Source organism: Buttiauxella massiliensis, assembly GCF_902500225.1.
Lineage (GTDB): Bacteria > Pseudomonadota > Gammaproteobacteria > Enterobacterales > Enterobacteriaceae > Buttiauxella > Buttiauxella massiliensis.
This window is the reverse complement of record NZ_LR722654.1, coordinates 117116-140705: the sequence shown is the minus strand read 5'-3', so window position 1 is coordinate 140705 and position 23590 is coordinate 117116. Positions and strand designations below refer to the sequence as shown.

The following is a 23590-nucleotide window of genomic DNA, read 5'->3' as shown; positions in this document are numbered from 1 at the left end:
CGAGCGGAGCCGTGGAGAATCTTCATGAAAAACTATCTTCAGGATGGTCGCACCATCACGATTAAGAACACCGGGAACGTCGCCATTCTCAGCGGTGCGCCTGTTCCTGTGGGCGATTTGCTGGCAGTAGCCATTGCAGATATTCCAGTGGGTGAGTCTGGCGAAGGGGTGACCAGCGGCGTCGTCGTGTTGCCTAAGCTTGCCGCTGACAACATTCCCCAGGGCAAAGCCCTCAACATTAAGGACGGTAAAGTCCAGATTGATGAAACCGGTGCGACGCCAGCCGGAAAAGCGTGGGAGGCAGCAGCAGCGAACACCACGACTGTTGCCGTTCGTCTGAATGGCTAGCCCATTTGCCCAGTTTGCCGCGCGCATGGATGCGGCCACGGTGACTGTAATGGGAGAGCCGGTGCTGATTAATGGCGAGTCCGCCAGGGCAATCGAAAGCCAGTTTGATGCCGAAATGGGACCGTTAATGGGTGAAGGGCTATCGCTGGTGGTGTTCTCTTCCACACTGAAACCCCGGAAAGGGGATGAAGTTGTCTGGCAGGAGAAAACATACAAGGTGACCCGCCAGAAAACTTTTAACGGTAAACCCCAAATCTGGCTCGAGTAGGAGGCTGTATGTCTATCAAGGGGCTTGAGCAGGCAATCGCTAATCTCGACAGTATCAGTAAAACCGCCGTTCCCCGCGCATCCTCGCAGGCGATCAACCGTATCGCTACTCGGGCAATCAGCCGTAGTACCCGCGAAGTCGCAAATGAAACAAAGGTCCAGCGCAAGCTGGTAAACCAACGCGCCAGGCTTAAAAAAGCCACGGCACGGAAACCGCAGGCAACCATCAGGGTGAATCGCGGTAATTTGCCCGCTATCAAACTAGGTACAGCAAGTGTTCGTTTGTCACGGCGAAAGCGGGATACGCGCGGTGTGCGTAGCGAGTTGCGGGTGGGGCGCTTTCGTTTCCCGGGGGCATTCATCCAGCAGCTCAGTAACGGTCGCTGGCATGTTCTGCAACGAACAACAGCGGCACGCTACCCGCTGAAGGTTGTCAGTATTCCCCTGGCCGAGCCGCTGACCACAGCGTTTAAAGAACAGAGTACAAAGCTTACTGAAACTGAACTGCCCAAAGAAATGGCCGCAGCACTCCGTAAACAACTCCGACTGGTGCTTATTAAATGAAACATCCGCAAATACGCGCGGCGATCCTTACTGCGCTCAAAAAAGGGATCACGGAGCCGGTTACCTGGTTTGATGGGCGTCCTGCAGTGCTCGACCTCGAAGACCTTCCCGCTCTGGCGGTCTACTTAACCGATGCGCAGGCAACGGAAGATTCCATTGATGAAGATATGTGGAACGCAACCCTGCATATCGAGGTTTTCCTGAAAGCTTCCGAAACTGACTCTGCTCTGGATGAGTGGATGGAAAGTCGCGTTTATCCCAGCTTAAGCAATATTCCCGATCTGAATACTCTTATCGAAACCATGGCAGCACAGGGCTACGACTACCAGCGCGATGATGAAATGGCGACCTGGGGCTCAGCTGACATGAAATATTCTCTCTCTTATACAATGTGAGGCTTTTATGCCAACCCCTAACCCTCTTTTACCCGTCAAGGGTGCAGGTACCACACTCTGGATTTATACCGGCGTAGGCGACGCATATGCGAACCCGACCAGTGATACCGACTGGACCAGAACAGCAAAGATTAAAGATATTACGCCTGGCGAGCTGACGGCTGAATCGTACGATGACACCTACATTGATGACGAGGATGCCGACTGGGCAAACACGGCTCAGGGTGAGAAGTCGGCGGGTGAAGCCAGTTTTACCCTTGCATGGAAACCTGGTGAAAGTGGGCAGCAAGGTCTGGTGGACTGGTTCTACGCCGGTGATGTTCGCGCCTACAAGATCAAGTACCCGAACGGCACCGTTGATGTGTTCAAAGGCTGGGTGAGTAGCCTGGGTAAAACTATCCCGGCGAAAGAAGTGATCACTCGTTCGGTGAAAATCAGTAACAACGGTAAACCATCGCTGGCTGAAGAAACCCGCGCACCTGTTGTGGCAGTAACAGGCGTGACGCTCGATAAAACCACCTCGGCTATTGCTGTCGGTGCAACTGACACTGTTAACGTTACGGTTAATCCTGCCGGTGCTACGGATAAAACCTTCCGTGTTTCCAGTTCTGACCCAACCAAAGCGACGGTCGCAGTCAATGGTGATGTGTTAACGATCACCGGTAAAGCGACTGGCTCAGCTGAAATCATCGTGATGACCAATGATGGTTTGTTCGTCGGCATCGATAAAGTCACCATTTCCTGATTAAAGGGGCCTTGGCCCCAGTTCCCTGGAGTCCCCCATGTTTCTGAAATCAGAACCGTTTAAATTTAACGGGCATACCGTAACGCTCTATGAATTGTCAGCGTTACAGCGAATTGAACATCTGAAATATTACGCCGACCTGAATAAAGACCTGCCTGATAATGCTGATGAAAAAGATAATTATCATTTGCTGGTGGCGCGGAATATTCAAGCAGCAGCTCGGCTTGTAGCGATGTCCCTCTGGCAGGCTGACATTACCGGGCCTGATGTAGAAACCTTGCATCAGCAGGTTATGAGTGGTTGGTCGCCTGAAATGATTGGCGCGGCTGAATTTATGGTTAAAAAGCTATCCGACATGCTCCCGCCAGAGCTTGAAAAAACGTCAGAGGATGAAAATCAGCTTGAACAAGAAGAGATCACAGCGGAAAAGCCTGGGCCGGTGAGCTGAACTTTGTCATGAAGCTGGCGAGGGAATTCAACCGTCCGGACTGGCGCAACATGCTCGCCGGCATGTCATCCTCTGAGTTTGCTGAGTGGGGCCGATTTTACAGCCATCAGTATTTTCAAACTGATCAACTCGATACCCACTTTTCCCGCTTGAGCCATCTTGTCGTGTCAATGCTCTGCAAGGATACCGACGCCACCCCTCGTGATTTTAGTCTTCTTAATCCGCCTGTTGAAATACCAGCACCTGGTGAGATGGATGACGACACCATCATGTCAGTTGCTGAAAGTTTAGGAGGTATGCGCTATGGCCCAGGCAGTGGGTGATCTGATTGTCGATCTTGACCTGGACGCTGCAAAATTTCAGGAACAGGTTGAGCGAGTCAAAAAGTCGTTTGGTGTTACGGGAAAGGCAGCGAATGATGCCGCTCTTCAGGTGCAGCAATCATTCTCTAAGCAGGAAATTGCGGCGAAGAAAGCAGGCTTGTCTGTTGGTCAGTACAGCAACGCCATGCGTATGTTGCCAGCGCAGTTTACTGACGTGGCCACGCAGCTGGCTGGTGGGCAAAGTCCCTGGCTAATCCTGCTTCAACAGGGTGGTCAGGTTAAAGATATGTTTGGCGGTATCAGACCGATGTTTTCGGCGTTACTGAGTACCGTTCCCCCTGCAGCTTTGGGAATTGGTGCTCTTGCTGCGGCAACCGGAACGTTGGCTTATTCGTTCTATCAGGGTTCCGCCACTCTTTCTAATTTCAATAAAACGCTGGTCCTGTCGGGCAATGCTGCCGGGTTAACAGCGCTGCGCATGCAGAGCATTGCCGAAGCGGGTGAAAAGTCTGGCTTAACCTTCAATCAGACCAGCGAGGCACTGATCGCACTGGTCAATTCGGGTGTGCGTGCAGGAGCTAACTTTGAAGACCTTGCGGTCTCCGTCGCGAAATTTACTGACGCTTCCGGATTGCCGGTTGAAAAGGTGGCTGAAGCTTTTGGCAAGTTAACGAATGATCCCGCGTCCGGCCTGTTGGCCATGGCGCAACAGTTTCATAATGTCACCGCCGAACAGGTTGCTCATGTTGCCGCGCTCCAGCGTGCTGGCGATGCCGCAGGGGCGTTACAGGCGGCAAATGAGGTTGCTACTGCTGGTTTTAATGAGCAGAGCAAATCTATCCGCGACAATATGGGAACAATTGAATCAGCAGCTGACTCACTGTCCAACGCGTTTAAATCGATGTGGGATGCGGCGCTGGATGTCGGGCGTCCGGATACCTCCGAGCAGATGCTGAAGAAAGCGCAGGATGCTTTCGATAAAGCCGACAAAATCTGGAGCCTGCGTAAGAACGATCCGTTCGTTAAAGATGATGCCCGCGCAAGTTACTGGACCGACAGAGAACAGGCTCGCGTGGCGCTCGATATGGCGCAACAGCAAGCCCGTAATTCCCAGTTGGGCCTGGAAAATTCGAAGCGTGAAGCGAACGCAGAAGCCGATAAGCTGAAATATGCTCAGCAGGCTCAGGCGAATTACACCAAATCACAGTCTGCGATTGAGAAGTACACCGCACGCCAGAACGAATTGAATAAAGCGCTTAAAGAAGGGCGAATCGTTCAGGCTGACTACAACGTCAACATGGCTGCCGCCAAAAAAGAGTACGAGGATTCGTTAAAGAAACCCGCGAAAACCCGCACACCTGGCGGCACTAAACTGACCGATACCACCAATGCGCAAACACTTGAACTTCAGACTCAGCTTGAGGTTCTCGGTAAGCATTCCGGTATCAACGACAAAATCAGCCAGCAGCGCCAGGAGCTCTGGAAGCAGCAGGCGAAATTCACCATTCTGGAACAGGCATCCCGTTCCCGCGCACTGAGTGATGATGAAAAGTCTCTACTGGCGAACAAAGATAAAGTGCTGGCACAGGCCGAGATAAACGCCGGTCTTGGTGATCAGATTGTTATTCAGGAAAGGCTTAATCGCCTCCAGGACGCGTCACAGAAATATGTCACGCAGATGGGGGAGAAGACCAAAGCATTAACCGATAGCGCGGGGCAGAGTAGCCGAGCCACCCAGCGCCGCCTTGAGGAAGCTCAGTTATTGCAGGGCTGGAAAAATGCAGGTGGTTCCGAGAATGATCAGGGTTACCAGAAAGAGCTTGTAGCGCTGAGAAACTATTACGGCGAACAGGATACGCTGCGTAACAACTGGGAGGCTGGCGCCAAAACCGCGTGGGCTGATTATGCGGACTCTGCTGATGATGCTTACGGACAGATGAGGTCAGTTGCTTCTGCAACGTTTGACGGTCTGGGTAAAGGGCTATCGGACATGATTATGACCGGGAAGTCGAATTTTGCCGACTTCACGAAATCTATTCTGGGTATGTTGACGCAGATTCTTATCAAACAATCACTGGTCAATGGCGTGAGTTCTCTCTTTGGGGTAGAAGCCAATGCGAATGGTGGAGTTTATAATTCTGCCAGCCTCAGTGCTTACAGCGGTTCAGTAGTAAGTAGACCAACTCTTTTCGCTTTCGCTAAAGGTGCGGGTGTAATGGGCGAGGCAGGTCCGGAGGCTATTTTACCTCTTCGCCGTGGTGCAAATGGCAAGCTTGGGGTTGTGGCTGGTTCTGCTGGAGGCGGTATAAATATTCAAAGTAATGTTTACGTTCAGGGGGATAAATCAACTTCTCAAACAACCGGGAGTGATGATGCTGTAGGTCGAGCCTACCAGCAGACCATTGATTCGAGTATTCAGGATGGTATCCGGAAAGCATTGCGGCCGGGCGGGATAATCTGGAGTGCGCAACAGAAGCGGTAGTTGCTTTCATTCACCCCCTGGTTAGTATGTGCAAATTCATATCGATCAAGGGGATGATCATGAAGCGCTTGTTGATTACCGGACTAGTAATTTTATTAACCGGGTGCGCTGATAGGCCTTATGTTCCAACAGCCACTATCTATAATAGTTCATTTAATAAACAATCTAGCAACGCCACACACGTCCGCGTACATAGAATTAAGCAATTAACAGGAGCGGGTTTAGGCGAGGATTGCCCGTTAGTAATAAAGGTAGATGATATTGAAGTGGCTGGCCTTCAGCAAAACCAATATATAGATTTTTTCTTATCTAAAGGTGAGCATATATTATCGATAAGACTTTCATGCGCATTAACGGCATGGAAAAAATCATTAGCCGTAATTGCTGATGGTAAGTACAAAGAATACCAAGCAGAGTTGGGAGCAGTAGGTCAATATAGGTTGCTTCAAATAAAATAATTACTAAAGCCCCTAATTGGGGCTTTTTATTTAATACTGCTCTCTGCTTATTTATAAACAAATATTGGAGGGTGGTTTATGGCAATTGAAATTTTTAACTGGCCTGTTCAGACAGCCACGCAACCTAGTCTCGATGTAAAAGACAGAATTCGTAAAGCTCAGTTTGGGGACGGCTATGAGCAGGTAACTGGCGATGGCATCAATCCTTCACAATTCTCGTTTCCTTACTCTTTCACTGGTCCCGCTGCCCGGGCGATGGAAATTTATAACTTCCTTTCGCGCCATAAAACAAAGTCGTTTGTCTTCACTCCTCCATATGCAGAAAAAGGGCTATATCGAGTCGCGGCTGATTCTTTAAAGAGATCGGTGAAAGGCAAAACATTGCTCATTGTTACGGCAACATTTGAACAGGCATTCGCACCATGATTAATAACGATATTCAGAAACTAGAACCGGGGAATAAAATACGCCTGGTTGAAATTGATGGCTCGGCCTTTGGTGCGGGCCATCTTTATTTTCACGCTAATACTATTGCACATACTTCCGAAGAAATAGATGCTGCTGGTGGCGATGAAAACAAATTGCCCGCTAAATCGGTCTGGTTTGGTGGGCAGGAATACAGCGCCTGGCCGTTTGAAATTACGGGCATGGAGTCCTCCAGTGACGGCCAGACGGCAGAGCCAGAGTTAAGGGTTGCCAACATTGACGGTGTAGCAACAGCACTTTGCCTACGCTTTGATGATTTGGCACAGGCTAAAGTTATTGTCCTCGATACCTTCACTCATTATCTCGACGCCAAAAACTTCCCGGCAGGTAATCCAACAGCAGATCCGCAGCAGGTTAAAAAGCACGTCTGGTATATCGACAGTAAGACCAGCGAAGACGATGAAGTTGTTGAATTTAAACTATCAAGCCCTATGGATTTGCAGGGGCTACTTATTCCCACGCGGCAAATCACGGCAATCTGCACCTGGGCGTGTCGCAACCAGTACCGCTCTGGCGATGGTTGTTCTTACAACGGACCCGCCATGTTTGACCTAAAAGGCAATCCTGTAACTGACCCCTCAAAGGATAAATGCTCGGGCTTGATGGCTGACTGCAAAGCGAGATTTGGCCCTGACATGCCCCTCGATTTTGGTGGTTTTCCCGGCGCAAACCTCCTGAGGAGATAGCTATGCGTGAAACAACACTACAGACCATTATGGCGCATGCTGCGGCCGCATATCCTGCCGAATGCTGTGGTCTGGTTATCCAGAAGGGTCGGGTGGAACACTATATTCCCTGCAAGAATATAACTCCGGTACCAATGGAGCAATTTGAGCTCTGCCCGGAGGATTACGCAGCAGCGGAAGACCGCGGAACCATCACAGCTATTGTGCATAGTCACCCTGGTGATGGCGCTACCACGCAGCCGAGTGAGCTGGATATGCTTCAGTGCGATGCGCATGGTGTGCCGTGGATTATTGCTTCATGGCCGGAAGGGGATATCCGTACCATTTACCCGCGCGGTGAACGCGAACTGGAAGGGCGTGGTTTTGTGCTGGGCCATGCTGACTGCTGGTCACTGATTATGGATTGGCATAAACGACAGGGTATTGAGCTTAAAAACTACAGCGTGGAGCGACCCTGGTGGGAGTCTGGGGATGAAAATCTGTATCTTGATAACTGGTATGCCGAGGGCTTTCGCAAAGTAGATACACCCCGGCTAGGCGATATGGTACTGATGCAGGTATCCGCGCCTGTGGTAAATCATGCAGGGATCCTCCTTGACGATAACCAACTTCTTCATCATCTCTACGGGCAACTCTCCTGCAAAACACCCTACGGTGGTTACTGGCGAGAGCGTACCGCCCTGATTGTCCGACATAAGGATTTACCATGAATCAGTATAAAACTGTTCTGTTGAGCGGAAGCCTGGCGGCGCTGTTCGGTCGCACGCATCGGCTTGTTATCAATACACCGGCAGAGGCGTGCCGCGCCTTATCAGTCACTATTCCAGGATTTGAAGCGTTTATGCAAAACGCTCACCTCAAAGGGCTTCGCTTTGCCGTTTTCAAAGGTAAGCACAACATCACTAAAGAAGAGCTGAAACATAACAGCGGTGACGAAGTGATCCGTATTGTGCCAGTGATTACCGGGAGCAAGCGGGCAGGTGCGCTCCAAACGATTCTCGGGGCAGTGATGGTTGTGGCAGGCATTGTTGTTGGGGTTGTAGCAGGATGGACGGGAGTTGGCGGGGCGGTTGCTTCAGGGATGATTAAATTTGGCGCGGCAATGATGATTGGCGGCGTGGTTCAGATGCTATCACCGCAGGCCAAAGGCCTCGCATCTCGCCAGGACCCAGACAATATGCCGTCATATGCTTTTGGTGGCCCGGTAAACACGGTCGCTATGGGTAACCCGGTTGGTGTGGCTTACGGTTTACGTGAGCGTGGCGGGGCCATTATCTCTGCGGGTATTTATACCGACGATTATCAATAACCACTTTCATTCACTACAGGGTCGCTCAGGCGACCCTTTTTTGTGGGCGCAATATGGCACATATCCAGGGACGCAAGAGCGGCAGCAGCAAACCCAGTTCCCCAAAAGAATCACCCGATTCGCTGCATTCGGTCGCCACCGCCAAAATCCTTCTGGCGCTCAGCGAGGGGGAGTGTGCTGGTGGGCTGACCGATAAAGATATCTATCTCGATGGTACACCAGTTCGGGCGCAGGACGGGACACTGAACTTTCCCGGTGTGACGTGGGAGTACCGCCCCGGCACGCAGGCACAGGAATACATCCAGGGTATTCCCTCAGTCGAAAATGAAATCTCGATCAACACACCACTGAAGCAAACGCAACCGTGGACCCGCGCCATCAGCAACACGCAACTCTCCGCGCTGCGTGTTCGTCTGGGGCTTCCAGCTCTGCAACTCCAGAAAGACAATGGTGATGTAGTCGGTTCGCGGGTTGAGTACAAAATTGAACTTGCCACTGATGGCGGTGCTTATCAGACGGTGGTGGATGGCGCGTTTGATGGTAAAACCACATCGTTGTATGAGCGTTCGCATCGCATTGATTTGCCAAAAGCCACGACGGGCTGGCAGGTACGCGTTACCCGTCTTACCGCGGATTCCGTTTCTAACCGTGTGGCTAATGCCACCAATATAGAAGCGTACGCTGAAGTCATCGATGCCAAGCTTCGGTACCCAAATACCGAACTGCTGTTTGTCACCTTTGACGCAAAGCAGTTCAGCAATATTCCGCAAATCAGTGTTAAAGCTCCGGGGCGGCTGATTCGCGTGCCGACAGCATATGATGCTGATTCACGCACCTATAGTGGTACATGGGATGGCTCGTTCAAATGGGCATATTCCAATAACCCGGCCTGGGTGTTTTACGACATGGTCCTCAACCCCCGCTTTGGTTTGGGTGATCGTCTGGATGCAAGTCAGGTCGATAAGTGGGAGCTTTACCGCATTGCGCAGTATTGCGATCAGCTGGTACCGGATGGCCTGGGTGGGAGTGGTACCGAGCCGCGTTTCCTCTGTGATGTGTACATTCAGAGCCAGAACGAAGCATTCAACGTGCTACGCGACTTGGCGAGTATCTTTCGCGGTATGACCTACTGGGCCAATAATCAGCTTTTTGCCCTGGCTGACCAGCCACGCGACATGACTTATGTTTTCACCCGGGCAAATGTCATCGGCGGCAAGTTTGTTTATGCCGGTGGCAGTGAGCGTAATCGCTACTCCACTGCGATGGTGTCCTGGTCAAATCCCGACAATCATTATGCCGATGAAGTGGAAGGCGTGTTTGAACAGGACCTGATTCGTCGTTACAAGGTGCGTCAGACTGAAATTACCGCGATTGGCTGCACCCGTAGAACCGAAGCAAATCGTCGTGGTCGCTGGACACTACTGACGAACGCCAAAGACCGCCTTGTGACATTTTCCACCGGGATGGAAGGGATGATCCCACTGCCCGGGTATATTATCGGCGTGGCTGACCAGAACCTGTCCGGCAAGGTGATGGGTGGACGTATCAGCGCGGTTAACGGTCGGGTTATTACCCTGGACCGAGTTGGCGATGCAAAAGCAGGTAACCGCCTGATAATCAACTTACCATCTGGCGTCTCTCAGGCTCGTACGATTCAGTCAGTCACTGATAAGCAGGTCACGGTCACCACAGCTTACAGTGAGACGCCGGAAGTGCAGTCGGTGTGGGTTGTGGATGCTGATGATCTGTTTATCCAGCAGTACCGGGTTACTGGCGTCACTGATAATGACGATGGCACATTTACCATTGCGGCCATTAACCACAATCCGGATAAATATGCGGCCATCGATACCGGGGCACGTTTAGACGATCGCCCAATTTCGGCCATTCCACCTAGCGTGCAGGCTCCCCCGGCAGCGGTAACTATTACCAGCTACAGCCGGGTGGTACAGAACATCAGCGTTGAAACGCTGCGCGTGAACTGGGATGCGGTACCGAACGCGATTGCGTACGAATGCGAGTGGCGAAAAGATAATGGCGACTGGGTGAGTGCACCGCGTACCAGCTCGTTAGGGTTTGAGGTCACGGGCATCTATTCCGGTCGGTACACCGCGCGCGTACGTGCAATTAACTCGAGCGACATTAGCTCTGTCTGGACCGTCAGCCAGGAAGCCAACCTGACGGGGAAAATCGGTTCTCCACCAAAACCTCTGGGATTATCAGCAACCGATGATGTGGTCTTTGGCATCAACATTTCCTGGGGGTTCCCGGCAGATGCGGGCGATACGCTGAATACTGAAATCCAGTACAGCGCTGCGGCTGATGGCTCCAGCCCAATGTTGCTTGCTGATGTGCCATATCCCCAGAAGCTTTACCAACAGATGGGCCTGAAAGCAGGTCAAAACTTCTGGTACCGCGCGCGACTTATCGACCGTATCGGCAACCAGGGGGAATGGACTGACTGGGTAGTCGGTCAGGCGAGTATCGATGTCACGGACATCACTGAAGCAGTGCTGAATCAGATTAAAGACACTGACCTGTTCAAAGACCTGGTTGAGAACGCTGTCGACAGTAATCTGAAAATTGCTGACATGGCCAGCGCCATTATAGATAACGCAGACAAGCTTGCTGCAGCAGTGGGCGCAAATAAACAGACTGCTGAATCAATCATTCACAATGCGCTGGCGATTGCGAATGTGGTGGTCAGCCAGTCCGCTCAGAACGGTGCGAATTCAGCGAAATTTGAGCAACTGCGTGAAGTGATTGCCACGGAAACTGAGGCCCGCGTTACGGATGTGAGGCATCTTGAAGCGAAAATTGGTGAGAATGCTGACGGTACCGCGAAAAATACCGCTGATATTGTTGAGGTGCGTCAGGTCATTGTGACCGAAAGGGAGGCTCGCGCGGAGGCCGTTAATAAGGTTTCAGCGGCTACAAAAGTGGCATCTGATAAAGCCGATACAGCTGATGGCAAAGCAACAACAGCGGGCAATAAAGCGGATGCCGCGGGCAAAGTTGCAGCTCAGAATACTGCTGATATTACGACTTTAGACAAAGCTGTCACCACGCTTGATAGCGCCACAGCGTCGCGATTTGAAGAAGTAACGGCTGAACTCGTTGACAAAACGGGTCAGGTCGGAACGATTAAAGGGGGTATCCAGAACACAGCGATTGCACTGATTCAGAACACGCTGGCCCAGGTAAATCTGAAGCAGACAATTACAGCGCAGTACGGCAGTAGCATTGCTCAAATTCAGCGCATTGATGAAGTCGCTGCGAACGACCGTGAAGCTACAACACAATCGCTTGAGAAACTCGACAGTAAGGTCTCCGGCAACGAGTCCAGTATTACAACACTGGGCAAGACCGTCGCGAACTACCAGCAATCAACAGCCAGCCAGGTTACTGCGATTAACGCATCTATTGAAGGTGTGAGCGCGGATGTTTCAATAAATGCGTCTGCGCTGGCCAGCATCGATGGCGCACTGAGCTCGATGTATTCGATTAAAGTGGGCGTTGACAAAAATGGTCGAAAATACGCGGCGGGCATGGGCATTGGTGTTGAAAACACCCCTGAAGGAATGCAGTCACAGATACTGTTCCTCGCTGACAGGTTTGCTGTCATGGCCCAGGCTGGCGGCACCGTAACAATGCCTTTTGTCATCGTAAATGGGCAGACCATCATCAGCGATACCGTCATCGGCGATGCCACAATCACTCGAGCGAAGCTGGCGGAAACAATCAGTTCTGTGAATTACTCTCCAGGGAAGGCGGGGCTCTCAATCAACTTTAAAACAGGAACACTCGAAAACTACGGTAGTGACAGTAGTGGCGCAATGAAGCAGACAAGTACAACAATCAGCATTAAAGATAACAATACACTGCGTGTTCAACTCGGAAAACTTACAGGGGTGTTCTGATGGCATTTGGCATTCAGACCTGGGACGCCAATGGCGCGCCGAACAACTATGGAATAAAGCCCGTCTCAGTAGTGGGCCGCATTCAGCTCTCAGCAGGGCAGAATTCCGGGAGCTGGTCGTTCAGCATCCCGGCAGGTATGAAGGTTGGATTTGCCATTTCTCTGGATAAGGGGGCTGTCTCTGTCGGTCGCCGCATCGTTGCGAGCGGTAATACCATAACCCTCAGTGCCGCAAGCAGTACCGGAGTGGGGAACTATCCAGCATCCGAATGCGAGCTGATAGTCTTCCTGGAGAAGGCATAATGGCGGACTATGGCGCGCTTATTACGCTTGATAACGGTAATCCCTTCATAACCCCTCAGTCTACACCGTTCTGCCTGTACCGGAAGGTAACAGTAAACTCGGCCAATGTGGGCGGTAGCTATCAAGGCACCAGCATGGATATTCCCATCGATGCGAGCTATCCGGCCATAGTATTTTGCAAAACGTCGAACGCAGCAACGGTGGGGGCCACACGCGTGGGGAATATGATCAGTGTCGGGTCGAGCAGTCCCAGAGGTGACAGCCATACCCTGACAGCCTACGTTTTCGCTATATTCCCTCAGACTCTGCCTGCATGGGGTATGGCGATATGGGATGAAAACGGAAAGCTTGTGCTCACGAATGAAAGCCGTGTTTTAAGCGATCTGGTCACTGTCGGAACGCCAGGGAACGGCGGGGGCATTAATATTGACCAGACATTATCAGGGTCGTATGCAATCGTCCCGGCACTTCTTGGATCTTCATTGTTCCAGGTGATGGTTCAGGGGCAACCGGTCATTGTTAACGTGACCGCATATGCTGGTGCGCTATTCAACGGCACTACCACCAGAATTAACGCTCAGGGTAGTCAGACCGGCCAGGGAAGCGCAGTTGGCGGGACGAATACAGGAATGGCAATCACGGCAATTAATACCGCTGCATATGATTAATCGATCGCTCTGAGTAGCTGCTTCACAACATCGATTTATAAATAATAATCATCAATTTAAGAAACCGCTTCGGCGGTTTTTTTTCGTCCGGAGAAAACATGATTTACACCACAGGCACTATCGCAGGAAACGGCAGCACCATTACCGGTACTGGCACAAACTTCACCGCAGCCGGTAGTCTTATCCGCGTTGGCTGCACGTTCATTGCCTTCACCAACCCGGTTCAGGTTTTGCAGCTCACTGCGGTTGCCAGTGCTACTGCTCTATCTGTCACCCCGGCCATCAGCCCTGCCATTGCTGCCGGTACGAAATACGCAATCCTGCTTAGCGACAGCCTGAGTGTTGACGGCCTGGCGCAGGACATTGCTGAGACGTTCGGCATGTATCAGAAGTATATGAGCGGATTCGCGGATGTCATGAACGGTGCTGGTGATGTGACGATCACTATTAATGGTGTGAACGTCACGGTACCCGGGCAAAAGTCATTAGCGAAAAAAGGCGCGAACAGTGACATCACAAGCCTGAGCGGGTTGACGACGGCACTCAGTGTTGGACAGGGAGGAACCGGAGGAAAGACCCAGGCAGAAGCACGTGCGGGTATTGGTCTGGGAAGTGCAGCTACACAAACGGCTCAGACTACGGCTACTGATACTGGCCCGAACATGTTGATGAAAACTGGCGCATTTGGACTTGGAGCCTCATCCCCATCAATTCCAGACAGTAACGCGGATGCGGCGATTGGATACTGCGGTTTTGTGTCCGGTGCTGGCGCGGGCGGCACGAATTGGGCCAATGGATATGGGCCAATGTTGATTATGCAGCGAATTACCGCAGTGGCACAGCTTCAGGTTTTGGATAGGGGAATTCTTGCTGCAAGATATGGAAGCTCAACAACTGGATTCCCAACCCCATGGGCGATTCAGTACAGTACAGCAAATACAACAAAGGCAGCAGACGGCACGCTAAAAGCCGCGTCACCTGTAGTGAAACTTTTTGCAGATGGCAAAGCGGAAACGAATGCCGAGTCAGAAGGTTGTTCTGTCACGCGTCAGGGTGTCGGCGAATATCTGATTAATGGCTGTATGGGCCTGAATGCAGATGCTGCATGGGGTGGCATTGACGGCGGTTTTGATATCCCCACAGACAGAAATAAGCAGCCACTTATCTGGCTGGACTATAAAGTGAATCCGGATGGTTCTGTGTTGGTGAAAACCTATCATCGCACATATCCGGATGCCCCTGAATTTGCGCGCAATGAACGAGAGGGATTTGCAGGTGGTGACCCGATTGATATCCCTGCAGACCAGTTCGTCTCTGTCCGTGTTGAAATGCCACAAAACAGCATCTGGAATCTGAAAATGCTGGCGGATCAAAAAGCAGCGGAGGAAGCAGATCGGATTGAGGCTCAAAGAGTAGCGGAAGCTAAACGTATTGCAGCTGAAAAAGTGCAGGACGAGGGAGAGCAGTCACAATCCTGAAAATTTACACAACGCGTAATCCCTTCATCAGTAAAGCAATGAATGGCGGTATCTCACCGCCAGTTACGCTTCCCTTGTCTCACTGCTGCCATGATAGCTTTACCCGAGCTTTCGTATTCAGGTAGCGAAAGAACAACCCATTTCCCGCCCCAATATCCAAGTAAGCAGCAGCGTTCGCCGGTAGTTCCCTTAATGGCGAAGGTTCTTATGTCAGTTGACGGAACCGGGAGCTTTTCCCCAGGACGAGGGAAGTAAATCCTCACTCCGCCAATGATCATGTTGTCCATAGACGCTACTCGCTGACGAGCCAGAACTCGGCTTCTTCAAACATTTCCTCGACCAAACGATTTATCTTTTCTTTCTCTGTCTTCGTGCAGTCACTGTTAACGGCGTTAGCTTGCATCGGTTTAACGCGAACATCAGCAGCAGGGAATATCCCATGCACACGCTTTGTCAGTTCGGCAAGTATGAGGTCTTTGGCACCCGGTAAACCTTCCACATTGCGCTTATCAAATACTAATTCAACATACATTACAGTCTCTCCTTGCTGTTTGGATATACAGTGATATTTATACTGTATGTATAAACAGTGTCAAGTGCGGGAAGCAAAAAAAGTGGTTATCAAAACTCAAAATGATTGGCTAAAAATCAGGTACTTAGGAATAGTATCAAAACGCTCATGCTGACGTGATAAAAGCAAAATAATGTTTATATATCAATGAGATGTTTTAATGCCTTATATCTACTGTTGCGTCATATGGTGTTCTTCTGGTTTTTAACTTGTTGTAGGTGTTCAAATTTATCATGAAGAGTTTTGGGAAACAGTTGAGTGTATACCTGCCAAAGGGTATCAAGTGACCTATGTCCGGTTACCTGGGCGACCTCCTCAATACTAAAACCAGCTTCAAATAACCGACTGGCCCCTTCGCGGCGTAAGTCGTGATACCTCAAATCTTCAATACCCAAACTATCGCGGACCTCCCGATAAGATTGAGTGATGCTTCGCTCCCTAAAAGGAAATATTCGGTCTTCTTTTTCTTTTCTGGGTTGTCGTTGAACCAGATCCCATGCCTCGCCCAGCAAAGGGATTAGCATGTGGTTTCCTTCTTTTTTCCTTGGGTCTTTTCTGTCACGGACTAAAACTGCCTTCTGCTTCTCGTCAATGTCATCCCAGCGCAGGCGACAAATTTCCCCAATTCGCGCACAACATAAGACTGATAATAAAAAAATCTCATGAAAAGGTGCGCCGCTGTATGCATTTTTAGCTTTCTCTCTTAATCCGTTCAGGATCAGCTCAAATTCTTCTCTGGTTGGTCTACGGGTTCGTCGTTGCGAAGGTCCAATGATCCGTAGTTGATTAAGCCATACTTTAGCTTCATCAAGAGGCTGCAAATTTAGTGATATACCGAATAGTGGCCTGGCTGCGCTCAACACACTCGAAATGAACGAAATGTCATTAGAGATTGTTTTTGGAGATCTTCCCAGGCTTTTACGGTACTGGCAGTGTTCGATTAGAGCTTTGGCCGTTATGCTGTCAAGAGGGGTGCTGGATACTTCGCTTCTCATTAACTGGTTAAGTGTTTCTCGTTTTGAACGCTGCATAATAACTTCAGGGTGCTCGAGATATTTCGATATTGCATCCCCAAGAGTGATTATTTTGTCTTTTTTCGCGAATTCACAATCTTCAGTTGGAATTCCATGCTCCTCAAGATATGCGACTCGTTTAGCACCCCAGGACTTTGCTAAGGTCTGTTTGGAAAAGGTTTTGCTTTCTCTATGTACATAAACGCCGTTTTCTTTGACGCCAACGGTGCAGCGATAACGTGGAGTTCCATCGCTACGAAGCCTTTTTTCAACAGTGTAATAGGCCATCTTAACTTATCCTACATGGGGTGCTGGGTGGGGTGCCGATAGAAGAAAAATAACCTAAAACCATCAAAAACGCACGATAAAAATACTGTTTGTATAAACAGGTGATATTATTAACTAATTGAAATTAAGGTTAAATGCGGTATGTGTTAAAATGATGGCCCCGGCGTTTTGCTGGGGCTTTTTTTATTTTAATGATTTAAACGTGTTAGGCTCCCTCTAAACAATGGAGGAAGGTATGAGTATCACAGATAAAGAGCTTTACGATGAAATGTGTCGTGTTGTTGGGAAGGTGGTGCTTGAGATGCGCGATCTTGGCCAGGAACCCAAACATGTTGTCATTGCGGGGGTTGTCAGAGCCATGTCTGCTAATAGCAAGATTCAGCGTTCTGAATTGACGGGTAGTGCGATGCAAGAAGTCATTCGGGCGCTTGGATTTGAGGCGAAATAAGTAAGGCCACATTCCGTGGCCTTAAAATAATTATGGCTTACGGGCCACCAGAACTGCGCGCAGTGGGGCTGGATAACCTTCGATGGTTTTGCTCGCATCGTTCGGATCAAGGAAGTCGGCCAGTGATTCGGTGGTCAACCAGCTTGTACGACGTTGTTCTTCGCTTGTGGTGTAGCAATGGTCGACGATTTTCACATCAACAAAACCACATTTCTCCAGCCAGTTTTTCAACGCCAGAGCAGATGGGATGTAGTAAACGTTGCGCATTTGCGCGTAACGCTCGCCTGGCACTAACACCGTATTTTCATCGCCTTCTACAACCAGCGTTTCGAGCACCAGTTCGCCATCTTTAGCTAGCTGATTTTTTAGCTGATAAAGATGGTCGAGTGGGGAGCGACGGTGATAAAGCACACCCATCGAGAACACGGTATCAAAGATATTGAGTTCAGGAAGTTGCTCGATACCAAGCGGCAGCACATGGGCACGTTGGTCGTTACCCAGCAGTTTACGTACCGCTTCAAACTGGCAAACAAACAACTGCATCGGGTCGATACCCACCGCGAGGTGTGCACCCGCACCAATCATCCGCCACAGGTGGTAACCGCTACCGCAGCCGACATCCAGAATGGTGCGCCCGGTAAGCGGGGAAATATGTGGTAAAACACGATCCCATTTCAGGTCGGAACGCCATTCGGTGTCGATGTCTACGCCATAAAGCGAGTAAGGCCCTTTGCGCCATGGCATCAGGTTACGCAGTAACTTTTCAATCCCCAGGCGCTGCCCATCGCTGAGTGGCGTTTCAGACTCAGCGGTGACGCTGTGCAATAAATCCAGACGATACGGTGTCAGTTCCGGCAGGTATTCAACAGTGTTGTACCAGTGCTTGAACTGGCCGTGCAGGTTCTCACGCTGCCAGGTGGCAATTTGCGCAGGCAGGGTTTCTAACCACGGAGCCAGCGGGCTTTTCGCAATAAGCTGATAAAAATTACCAAAGTCGATCATGCAGAAGTTCCTGATTTCAGTGCAACTAAAGAGCCAAAGTTAAAGCACTGGAACCATAATTCTGCGTGGTCAAATCCGGCTTGTTTGAGGCGTTTTTTATGTGTTTCGACAGAGTCGGTGAGCATGACATTTTCCAGCATGCTGCGTTTTTGGCTGATTTCCAGCTCGCTGTAACCGTTCGCGCGTTTAAAATCGTGGTGCATATTGAACAGCAATTCTCCCACTTCACCATCTTCAAAACTGAATTTTTCCGACAACACTAACGCGCCACCAGGATTCAGACCCTTGTAGATTTTTTCCAGCAGCAGTTTGCGGTCATCGGGTTCAAGAAATTGCAGGGTGAAGTTGAGCACCACCATCGACGCATTTTCGATAACGATATCGCGGATATCGCCTTCTATAACATCGACAGGGGTTTGCGCTTTAAACGCATCAAGGTGGCGGCGGCAGCGCTCGACCATAGCAGGGGAGTTATCTACCGCGATAATTTTGCAGTTGTCATGCTGGATGTTACGACGCACGGATAACGTTGCCGCGCCAAGCGAACAACCAAGGTCATAGACCTGGCTACCTGGTGCCACAAAGCGCTCCGCCAGCATACCAATCATAGAAATGATGTTGGAGTAGCCAGGCACCGATCGTTGAATCATATCGGGGAACACTTCAGCCACGCGTTCATCAAAGGTCCAGTCACCCAATTTGGCGATCGGGGCGGAAAACAGCGTATCGCGGTCAGACATAACGTTAAATCCGGAAATTCGAAAGGGGCATATTTTGCGTTAATGCAGCGAGAAAACCAACTCCCATGGCATATACCATAGATTAGCCAGTACCATCAGGATTAAAGAGCTCCATGTTGCGCTCATACCAGAGCGACGCCAGCGGATTAAGCGATGGTGAAAACCATACGCATGCATCAGGCGACCAGCAATGAGCAGCAGCCCGCAAACATGCACCATCCAGGTTTCGGCGCCGTTCATTTCCATCAGTAATAAAAGCAGCAACGCGACCGGAATATATTCCACCGCATTACCGTGAATTCTAATTGCGCTCTGGAGTTCGCTAAAACCACCGTCACCATATGAGACGCGGTACTGCAAACGCATACGAACAACATCAAACGAGAACTTAATTAGCAACAAAGCACCCAACACGGCGTAGAGCGCGCTTACCATACCCACATCCTTTAGAGATAGTTCCAGCACGGCATATGATAGCAGTGCAACCTGTTAACTGTCGCTATTACTAAAATAGTGAGTTTTGCTTTGGAATCGCCGGTTCATTTCCCAATGCCGGAAAAGCCTGTTGCAACCCCGGCCATAGCGTATGAACCAGGTCTTGTACCAGGCCGATATCCGGGGTGTGTAAAAAGAGGTATGGCGTGGTGGTTTGTTCCCACTTGGGCAAGGTTTTCATCCAGGCGCTAAAGAACGCCAGATTCTGCTCCATATCGTCGCTGCCGATAAATCGCACCAGTGGATTTTTGGCCGTCACGAGTGCATGAACCGGAACCACCGGCTTTTTGCGTTGCGCTTCACGAATGGCTTCGTTGTGTGGTTTGGCGCTGTGAACCGGGCGACTATCAAGAATCACGCGATTGACACAGCGCTCGTGCAGTCCACGATTAAGCGCTTGCTCATCGGGACTTTTATCGAAGAAAGAAGGGTGACGAACTTCAACGCCATAGGTAAATTCTTTGGGCAACGAGTCGAGGAAATTCCACAGCGCGGGTAAATCAGAAGGCCCAAATGTTGCCGGTAGCTGCAACCAGTATTGGCCAATGCGATTTGCCAGCGGCGACATCCTTTCGAGAAACTCAGCGGTTAAATCGCCGCACTGGCGAAGTGCGGCATTATGGGAAATGGTTGCCGGGAATTTAAAGCAGAAGCGGAAATCGTCATCGGTCATATCACGCCAGCGCGACACAATCTCCGCTTTAGGTAGTGCATAAAGCGTGGTGTTGCCTTCCACACAATTGAAGTGACGAGCGTAATCTTCAAGAGAAGTGATGCCGAGCCGCACCCACTTTGGGTGCGACCATTGCGGCAGGCCAATGTAGATCATTCTACCCGTCATCCTTCGAGCTGTAGGGGTGTTGACTGCGTTCGCTTACCCGAATCACTTACTTCAGTAAGCTCGTCGGGATAATCTCCCTTGTCGCCTACCTACAACTCGAATGATATAGGGTAGAAACGAGGTCAATTAAAAAGCAGTAATAATTTCTTCAGTGCTACGAACACGTCCTATACGCGGGAAGATATTCGTCATGCTGCCCTGGTGTTGTTCACTGCTTGCGGCACTGCACGCATCTTCGGCAATCACCAGGTTAAAGCCCAATTCCCACGCGTTACGCGCGGTGGACTCCACACCGATGTTAGTCGAAATCCCGCACAGCACGATGGTGTCGATACCGCGGCGGCGCAGTTGGAGTTCCAGGTCGGTGCCGTAAAACGCGCCCCACTGGCGTTTAGTCACTTCAATATCAGTGTCTTTTTTACCTAAAGCCTGCGGGTAAACCCACCAGTTGTCAGGCAGTGCATGCGCACCCGCTTGAGCATCAACCGGCTGTTTGAGTGCTTCTGCAAAATCTTTTGACCATCCAACGCGCACCATAATAACGGGGGCTCCATTGGCACGGAATTTTTCAGCAAGTTTCGCTGAACGAGCCACCACATCCTGTGCACTGTGCGGGCCGCCTGCAAATGGCAGGATCCCTTCCTGCAAATCAATGATTACCAGCGCGGTTCGTGAAGTATTCAGTTCTAACATTGGGTGACTCCGGGGAAAAATAAGGTGATCGGCTAATACCTTACGATGAAACCAGGGGCCGGCAGTTTACAAATTTTGTTAATTTTTGTGAGTTTTGCCAAAACAAGGCGCTTTGAAACGCGTCAGTCAGTCGTATCGGGCTTATCGCGGGCCGTTATTTCCAGTATAATAGCCCCCTTTTTTCATACCCGTCATCCTTCGAGTCGCAGGGGTGTTGGCTGCACTCATGAACCCCAGTCACTTACTTTAGTAAGCTCCTGGGTATTCACTCCCTTGCCGCCTACCTGCAACTCGAATGCTATAGGGTATACAGACAAAATATAGTGGCCACCGAAAAACAGTGAGCGGCTAATTTAAGGGATATCTCATGCGTACAGTATATTGCGGGCAGCTAAATCAATCCCATGTGGGACAACAAGTAACACTGTGTGGTTGGGTCAATCGTCGTCGTGACCTCGGTAGCCTTATCTTTATTGATATGCGCGATCGCGAAGGCATCGTGCAGGTGTTTTTCGACCCTGATCGTCAGGACGCGTTCCAGTTGGCATCCGAACTGCGTAATGAGTTCTGCATCCAAATCACCGGTACTGTTCGTCCGCGTGATGAGAAAAACATCAACAAAGATATGGCTACCGGTGCTGTGGAAGTTTTCGCAACCGATCTGACCATCATCAACCGTTCTGAAGCGCTGCCGCTGGATTCAAACCACGTCAACACCGAAGAAGCGCGCCTGAAATTCCGCTACCTGGATCTGCGCCGCCCTGAAATGGCAAACCGCCTGAAGACGCGTGCGAAAATCACCAGCTTTGTGCGCCGCTTTATGGACGACCACGGTTTCCTTGATATCGAAACCCCAATGCTGACCAAAGCTACACCAGAAGGTGCTCGTGACTACCTGGTGCCAAGCCGTGTTCACAAAGGTAAATTCTACGCGCTGCCGCAATCCCCACAGCTGTTCAAACAGCTGCTGATGATGTCTGGTTTTGATCGCTACTATCAAATTGTTAAATGCTTCCGTGACGAAGATTTGCGTGCTGACCGTCAGCCAGAATTTACTCAGATCGACGTAGAAACCTCCTTTATGAGCGCACCGCAAGTGCGTGAAGTGATGGAAAAGTTGGTTCGTGACCTGTGGCTGGACGTGAAAAACGTCGACCTGGGCGACTTCCCAATCATGACTTTCGCCGAAGCTGAGCGTCGTTACGGTTCTGACAAACCAGATTTGCGTAACCCAATGGAGCTGGTGGACGTTGCTGACCTGCTCAAAGACGTTGAGTTTAAAGTATTCGCAGGCCCGGCAAATGATGCTAAAGGCCGCGTTGCAGCACTGCGAGTGCCAGGTGGCGCACAGTTAAGCCGCAAACAGATTGACGACTACGGCAAGTTCATTGAGATTTACGGCGCGAAAGGGCTGGCTTATATCAAAGTGAACGAACGTGCTAAAGGCATCGAAGGTATCACAAGCCCGGTGGCTAAATTCCTGAACGCAGAAATCGTTGAAGCTATTCTGGCCCGCACGGGTGCGCAAGATGGCGACATGATCTTCTTCGGCGCAGACAACAAGAAAGTGGTTGCTGACGCGCTTGGCGCATTGCGTTTGAAAATCGGTAAAGATCTTAGCATCACCGATGAAAAAGCCTGGGCACCGCTGTGGGTTATCGACTTCCCAATGTTTGAAGACAACGGTGAAGGCGGCCTGACCGCAATGCACCACCCGTTCACCGCACCGAAAGATATGTCACCAGAAGAACTGGCGGCCGATCCGGAAGCTGCGGTTGCGAACGCATACGATATGGTTATCAACGGTTATGAAGTGGGCGGCGGTTCCGTTCGTATCCACAACGGCCAGATGCAGCAGACTGTGTTCGGCATTCTGGGTATCACCGAGGATGATCAACGCGAGAAGTTTGGCTTCCTGCTCGACGCCCTGAAATACGGTACTCCACCGCATGCAGGTCTGGCGTTTGGTCTGGACCGTCTGACCATGCTGTTGACCGGCACCGACAACATCCGTGATGTTATTGCGTTCCCGAAAACAACCGCAGCAGCGTGCCTGATGACTGAAGCACCAAGCTTCGCTAACCCAACGTCTCTGAGTGAGCTGGGTATAGAAGTGATTAAAAAAGTTAAAAATGACATTTCCCTCGAGAACGAGTGATATGGCCTTTAAGCGTCCCGTCTCGGTACTGATTGTGATTTTCGCTAAGGACACCGGACGGGTGCTCATGTTACAGCGGCGCGATGATCCTGAATTCTGGCAGTCGGTTACCGGCAGCATAGAAGAGGGTGAAACCGCGCTGTATGCCGCACAGCGTGAAGTAAAGGAAGAGGTCGATATCGATGTTGTCTCAGAGCAACTGACCTTGATTGACTGCCAACGCTGTGTGGAGTTCGAGATTTTTACACATTTGCGTCATCGCTATGCCCCGGGAATTACGCGCAACACGGAATATTGGTTCTGTCTTGCGCTGCCAAACGAACGGCTGATTACCATCTCGGAACATCTGGCCTGGGAGTGGACCGACGCACAAGCTGCGGCTGCTATGACCAAGTCGTGGAGCAACCGGGAAGCGATTGAAGAGTTTGTAATTAATGCTGCCGTCAGGTAGCTATTTTGGAG

At 50.6% G+C, this 23590-nt stretch carries 27 protein-coding genes; 20 read left to right on the top strand and 7 right to left on the bottom strand.

Translation table 11 applies throughout. From position 1 onward, the window contains the following. Positions 1–24 precede the first annotated feature (24 nt). The 17 genes from GC128_RS12960 (at position 25) to GC128_RS12880 (ending at position 14879) form a co-directional block, all read left to right on the top strand. Entirely contained in the window at positions 25–348 is a 324-nt protein-coding gene (locus tag GC128_RS12960; RefSeq protein WP_151994650.1) for a DUF2190 family protein, read from the top strand. Next, on the top strand, positions 341–616 hold the full coding sequence (locus GC128_RS12955; protein WP_151994649.1) for an ATP-binding protein: 276 nt from the start codon (positions 341–343) through the stop codon (positions 614–616). Before GC128_RS12960 ends, GC128_RS12955 begins: the two co-directional genes overlap by 8 nt. Positions 617–624: 8 nt before the next feature. Further along, positions 625–1179: a phage tail protein gene (locus GC128_RS12950; protein ID WP_151994648.1), complete on the top strand. Its 555-nt coding sequence runs from the start codon at positions 625–627 to the stop codon at positions 1177–1179. Beyond that, on the top strand, positions 1176–1574 hold the full coding sequence (gene gpU, locus GC128_RS12945; RefSeq protein ID WP_151994647.1) for a phage tail terminator protein: 399 nt from the start codon (positions 1176–1178) through the stop codon (positions 1572–1574). Before GC128_RS12950 ends, gpU begins: the two co-directional genes overlap by 4 nt. Before the next feature lie 7 nt (positions 1575–1581). Further along, positions 1582–2319 carry a phage tail protein gene (locus GC128_RS12940; protein ID WP_151994646.1) on the top strand — a complete coding sequence of 246 codons (738 nt, stop codon included), beginning with the start codon at positions 1582–1584 and terminating at the stop codon, positions 2317–2319. 37 nt (positions 2320–2356) lie between these two features. Beyond that, positions 2357–2767 (top strand): phage tail assembly chaperone G, encoded by a 411-nt coding sequence (gene gpG / locus GC128_RS12935; RefSeq protein ID WP_151994645.1) that lies wholly within the window; start codon positions 2357–2359, stop codon positions 2765–2767. 8 nt (positions 2768–2775) lie between these two features. Then, positions 2776–3090, top strand: a complete 315-nt coding sequence (locus GC128_RS12930; RefSeq protein ID WP_151994644.1) for a phage tail assembly protein T — start codon at positions 2776–2778, stop codon at positions 3088–3090. Continuing rightward, positions 3071–5572, top strand: coding sequence for a phage tail tape measure protein (locus GC128_RS12925; RefSeq protein WP_151994643.1), 2502 nt, complete (start codon positions 3071–3073; stop codon positions 5570–5572). Before GC128_RS12930 ends, GC128_RS12925 begins: the two co-directional genes overlap by 20 nt. Before the next feature lie 59 nt (positions 5573–5631). Beyond that, on the top strand, positions 5632–6030 hold the full coding sequence (locus GC128_RS12920; protein WP_151994642.1) for a hypothetical protein: 399 nt from the start codon (positions 5632–5634) through the stop codon (positions 6028–6030). A 78-nt stretch (positions 6031–6108) separates the two neighbouring features. Next, positions 6109–6456: a phage tail protein gene (locus GC128_RS12915; protein ID WP_151994641.1), complete on the top strand. Its 348-nt coding sequence runs from the start codon at positions 6109–6111 to the stop codon at positions 6454–6456. After that, the gene (locus GC128_RS12910) at positions 6453–7202 is read left to right on the top strand and encodes a phage minor tail protein L (protein ID WP_151994640.1); all 750 of its coding nucleotides are present in this window, start codon (positions 6453–6455) and stop codon (positions 7200–7202) included. The genes GC128_RS12915 and GC128_RS12910 overlap by 4 nt, the downstream gene beginning before the upstream one ends. 2 nt (positions 7203–7204) lie before the next feature. Then, positions 7205–7912, top strand: coding sequence for a C40 family peptidase (locus GC128_RS12905; protein WP_151994639.1), 708 nt, complete (start codon positions 7205–7207; stop codon positions 7910–7912). Continuing rightward, complete coding sequence (locus GC128_RS12900) at positions 7909–8511, top strand: tail assembly protein (protein ID WP_151994638.1); 603 nt, start codon at positions 7909–7911, stop codon at positions 8509–8511. The genes GC128_RS12905 and GC128_RS12900 overlap by 4 nt, the downstream gene beginning before the upstream one ends. Positions 8512–8564: 53 nt before the next feature. Next, on the top strand, positions 8565–12431 hold the full coding sequence (locus GC128_RS12895; RefSeq protein ID WP_151994637.1) for a phage tail protein: 3867 nt from the start codon (positions 8565–8567) through the stop codon (positions 12429–12431). Next, complete coding sequence (locus GC128_RS12890) at positions 12431–12733, top strand: hypothetical protein (protein ID WP_151994636.1); 303 nt, start codon at positions 12431–12433, stop codon at positions 12731–12733. The genes GC128_RS12895 and GC128_RS12890 overlap by 1 nt, the downstream gene beginning before the upstream one ends. Next, entirely contained in the window at positions 12733–13401 is a 669-nt protein-coding gene (locus GC128_RS12885; protein ID WP_151994635.1) for a hypothetical protein, read from the top strand. The genes GC128_RS12890 and GC128_RS12885 overlap by 1 nt, the downstream gene beginning before the upstream one ends. Before the next feature lie 98 nt (positions 13402–13499). Next, positions 13500–14879 (top strand): phage tail fiber protein, encoded by a 1380-nt coding sequence (locus GC128_RS12880; protein WP_226812098.1) that lies wholly within the window; start codon positions 13500–13502, stop codon positions 14877–14879. Positions 14880–15171: 292 nt separating this feature from the next. Here GC128_RS12880 and GC128_RS12875 read toward each other — a convergent pair whose 3' ends face one another. Both GC128_RS12875 and GC128_RS12870 read right to left on the bottom strand, forming a co-directional pair. Beyond that, positions 15172–15411, bottom strand: coding sequence for a DinI-like family protein (locus GC128_RS12875; RefSeq protein WP_151994634.1), 240 nt, complete (start codon positions 15409–15411; stop codon positions 15172–15174). 221 nt (positions 15412–15632) lie between these two features. Beyond that, positions 15633–16751, bottom strand: coding sequence for a tyrosine-type recombinase/integrase (locus GC128_RS12870; protein WP_151994633.1), 1119 nt, complete (start codon positions 16749–16751; stop codon positions 15633–15635). A gap of 235 nt (positions 16752–16986) precedes the next feature. Between GC128_RS12870 and fumD the strand changes: the two genes are divergently transcribed. Continuing rightward, positions 16987–17199: a fumarate hydratase FumD gene (fumD, locus tag GC128_RS12865; protein WP_151994632.1), complete on the top strand. Its 213-nt coding sequence runs from the start codon at positions 16987–16989 to the stop codon at positions 17197–17199. A gap of 30 nt (positions 17200–17229) precedes the next feature. Here fumD and cmoB read toward each other — a convergent pair whose 3' ends face one another. The 5 genes from cmoB to GC128_RS12840 all read right to left on the bottom strand — a co-directional run bounded on the left by cmoB (position 17230) and on the right by GC128_RS12840 (position 20970). Then, positions 17230–18201 (bottom strand): tRNA 5-methoxyuridine(34)/uridine 5-oxyacetic acid(34) synthase CmoB, encoded by a 972-nt coding sequence (cmoB, locus tag GC128_RS12860; protein ID WP_151994631.1) that lies wholly within the window; start codon positions 18199–18201, stop codon positions 17230–17232. Next, on the bottom strand, positions 18198–18941 hold the full coding sequence (cmoA, locus tag GC128_RS12855; protein ID WP_151994630.1) for a carboxy-S-adenosyl-L-methionine synthase CmoA: 744 nt from the start codon (positions 18939–18941) through the stop codon (positions 18198–18200). The genes cmoB and cmoA overlap by 4 nt, the downstream gene beginning before the upstream one ends. A gap of 39 nt (positions 18942–18980) precedes the next feature. Then, the gene (locus tag GC128_RS12850) at positions 18981–19376 is read right to left on the bottom strand and encodes an MAPEG family protein (protein WP_064511949.1); all 396 of its coding nucleotides are present in this window, start codon (positions 19374–19376) and stop codon (positions 18981–18983) included. A gap of 70 nt (positions 19377–19446) precedes the next feature. Continuing rightward, the gene (locus GC128_RS12845; RefSeq protein ID WP_151994629.1) at positions 19447–20265 is read right to left on the bottom strand and encodes a DUF72 domain-containing protein; all 819 of its coding nucleotides are present in this window, start codon (positions 20263–20265) and stop codon (positions 19447–19449) included. Between the two features lie 138 nt (positions 20266–20403). Next, entirely contained in the window at positions 20404–20970 is a 567-nt protein-coding gene (locus GC128_RS12840; RefSeq protein WP_151994628.1) for a hydrolase, read from the bottom strand. Positions 20971–21337: 367 nt separating this feature from the next. Here GC128_RS12840 and aspS point away from each other — a divergent pair, with 367 nt between their 5' ends. Both aspS and nudB read left to right on the top strand, forming a co-directional pair. Then, complete coding sequence (gene aspS / locus GC128_RS12835) at positions 21338–23128, top strand: aspartate--tRNA ligase (RefSeq protein WP_151994627.1); 1791 nt, start codon at positions 21338–21340, stop codon at positions 23126–23128. Beyond that, positions 23103–23579 (top strand): dihydroneopterin triphosphate diphosphatase, encoded by a 477-nt coding sequence (gene nudB / locus GC128_RS12830; RefSeq protein WP_407643502.1) that lies wholly within the window; start codon positions 23103–23105, stop codon positions 23577–23579. The genes aspS and nudB overlap by 26 nt, the downstream gene beginning before the upstream one ends. The last annotated feature ends 11 nt before the right edge of the window (positions 23580–23590 follow it).

What these genes read in the sequence shown, in the direction of transcription:
- GC128_RS12875 (WP_151994634.1), bottom strand. Translation starts at nt 15,411, where the DNA reads ATGTATGTTGAATTAGTATTTGATAAGCGCAATGTGGAAGGTTTACCG.
- gpG (WP_151994645.1), top strand. Translation starts at nt 2,357, where the DNA reads ATGTTTCTGAAATCAGAACCGTTTAAATTTAACGGGCATACCGTAACG.
- GC128_RS12905 (WP_151994639.1), top strand. Translation starts at nt 7,205, where the DNA reads ATGCGTGAAACAACACTACAGACCATTATGGCGCATGCTGCGGCCGCA.
- GC128_RS12900 (WP_151994638.1), top strand. Translation starts at nt 7,909, where the DNA reads ATGAATCAGTATAAAACTGTTCTGTTGAGCGGAAGCCTGGCGGCGCTG.
- GC128_RS12940 (WP_151994646.1), top strand. Translation starts at nt 1,582, where the DNA reads ATGCCAACCCCTAACCCTCTTTTACCCGTCAAGGGTGCAGGTACCACA.
- GC128_RS12960 (WP_151994650.1), top strand. Translation starts at nt 25, where the DNA reads ATGAAAAACTATCTTCAGGATGGTCGCACCATCACGATTAAGAACACC.
- GC128_RS12920 (WP_151994642.1), top strand. Translation starts at nt 5,632, where the DNA reads ATGAAGCGCTTGTTGATTACCGGACTAGTAATTTTATTAACCGGGTGC.
- GC128_RS12890 (WP_151994636.1), top strand. Translation starts at nt 12,431, where the DNA reads ATGGCATTTGGCATTCAGACCTGGGACGCCAATGGCGCGCCGAACAAC.
- GC128_RS12925 (WP_151994643.1), top strand. Translation starts at nt 3,071, where the DNA reads ATGGCCCAGGCAGTGGGTGATCTGATTGTCGATCTTGACCTGGACGCT.
- GC128_RS12880 (WP_226812098.1), top strand. Translation starts at nt 13,500, where the DNA reads ATGATTTACACCACAGGCACTATCGCAGGAAACGGCAGCACCATTACC.
- fumD (WP_151994632.1), top strand. Translation starts at nt 16,987, where the DNA reads ATGAGTATCACAGATAAAGAGCTTTACGATGAAATGTGTCGTGTTGTT.
- gpU (WP_151994647.1), top strand. Translation starts at nt 1,176, where the DNA reads ATGAAACATCCGCAAATACGCGCGGCGATCCTTACTGCGCTCAAAAAA.
- GC128_RS12930 (WP_151994644.1), top strand. Translation starts at nt 2,776, where the DNA reads ATGAAGCTGGCGAGGGAATTCAACCGTCCGGACTGGCGCAACATGCTC.
- GC128_RS12895 (WP_151994637.1), top strand. Translation starts at nt 8,565, where the DNA reads ATGGCACATATCCAGGGACGCAAGAGCGGCAGCAGCAAACCCAGTTCC.
- aspS (WP_151994627.1), top strand. Translation starts at nt 21,338, where the DNA reads ATGCGTACAGTATATTGCGGGCAGCTAAATCAATCCCATGTGGGACAA.
- GC128_RS12850 (WP_064511949.1), bottom strand. Translation starts at nt 19,376, where the DNA reads ATGGTAAGCGCGCTCTACGCCGTGTTGGGTGCTTTGTTGCTAATTAAG.
- GC128_RS12870 (WP_151994633.1), bottom strand. Translation starts at nt 16,751, where the DNA reads ATGGCCTATTACACTGTTGAAAAAAGGCTTCGTAGCGATGGAACTCCA.
- cmoB (WP_151994631.1), bottom strand. Translation starts at nt 18,201, where the DNA reads ATGATCGACTTTGGTAATTTTTATCAGCTTATTGCGAAAAGCCCGCTG.
- GC128_RS12845 (WP_151994629.1), bottom strand. Translation starts at nt 20,265, where the DNA reads ATGATCTACATTGGCCTGCCGCAATGGTCGCACCCAAAGTGGGTGCGG.
- GC128_RS12915 (WP_151994641.1), top strand. Translation starts at nt 6,109, where the DNA reads ATGGCAATTGAAATTTTTAACTGGCCTGTTCAGACAGCCACGCAACCT.
- GC128_RS12955 (WP_151994649.1), top strand. Translation starts at nt 341, where the DNA reads ATGGCTAGCCCATTTGCCCAGTTTGCCGCGCGCATGGATGCGGCCACG.
- GC128_RS12885 (WP_151994635.1), top strand. Translation starts at nt 12,733, where the DNA reads ATGGCGGACTATGGCGCGCTTATTACGCTTGATAACGGTAATCCCTTC.
- cmoA (WP_151994630.1), bottom strand. Translation starts at nt 18,941, where the DNA reads ATGTCTGACCGCGATACGCTGTTTTCCGCCCCGATCGCCAAATTGGGT.
- nudB (WP_407643502.1), top strand. Translation starts at nt 23,103, where the DNA reads ATGACATTTCCCTCGAGAACGAGTGATATGGCCTTTAAGCGTCCCGTC.
- GC128_RS12910 (WP_151994640.1), top strand. Translation starts at nt 6,453, where the DNA reads ATGATTAATAACGATATTCAGAAACTAGAACCGGGGAATAAAATACGC.
- GC128_RS12950 (WP_151994648.1), top strand. Translation starts at nt 625, where the DNA reads ATGTCTATCAAGGGGCTTGAGCAGGCAATCGCTAATCTCGACAGTATC.
- GC128_RS12840 (WP_151994628.1), bottom strand. Translation starts at nt 20,970, where the DNA reads ATGTTAGAACTGAATACTTCACGAACCGCGCTGGTAATCATTGATTTG.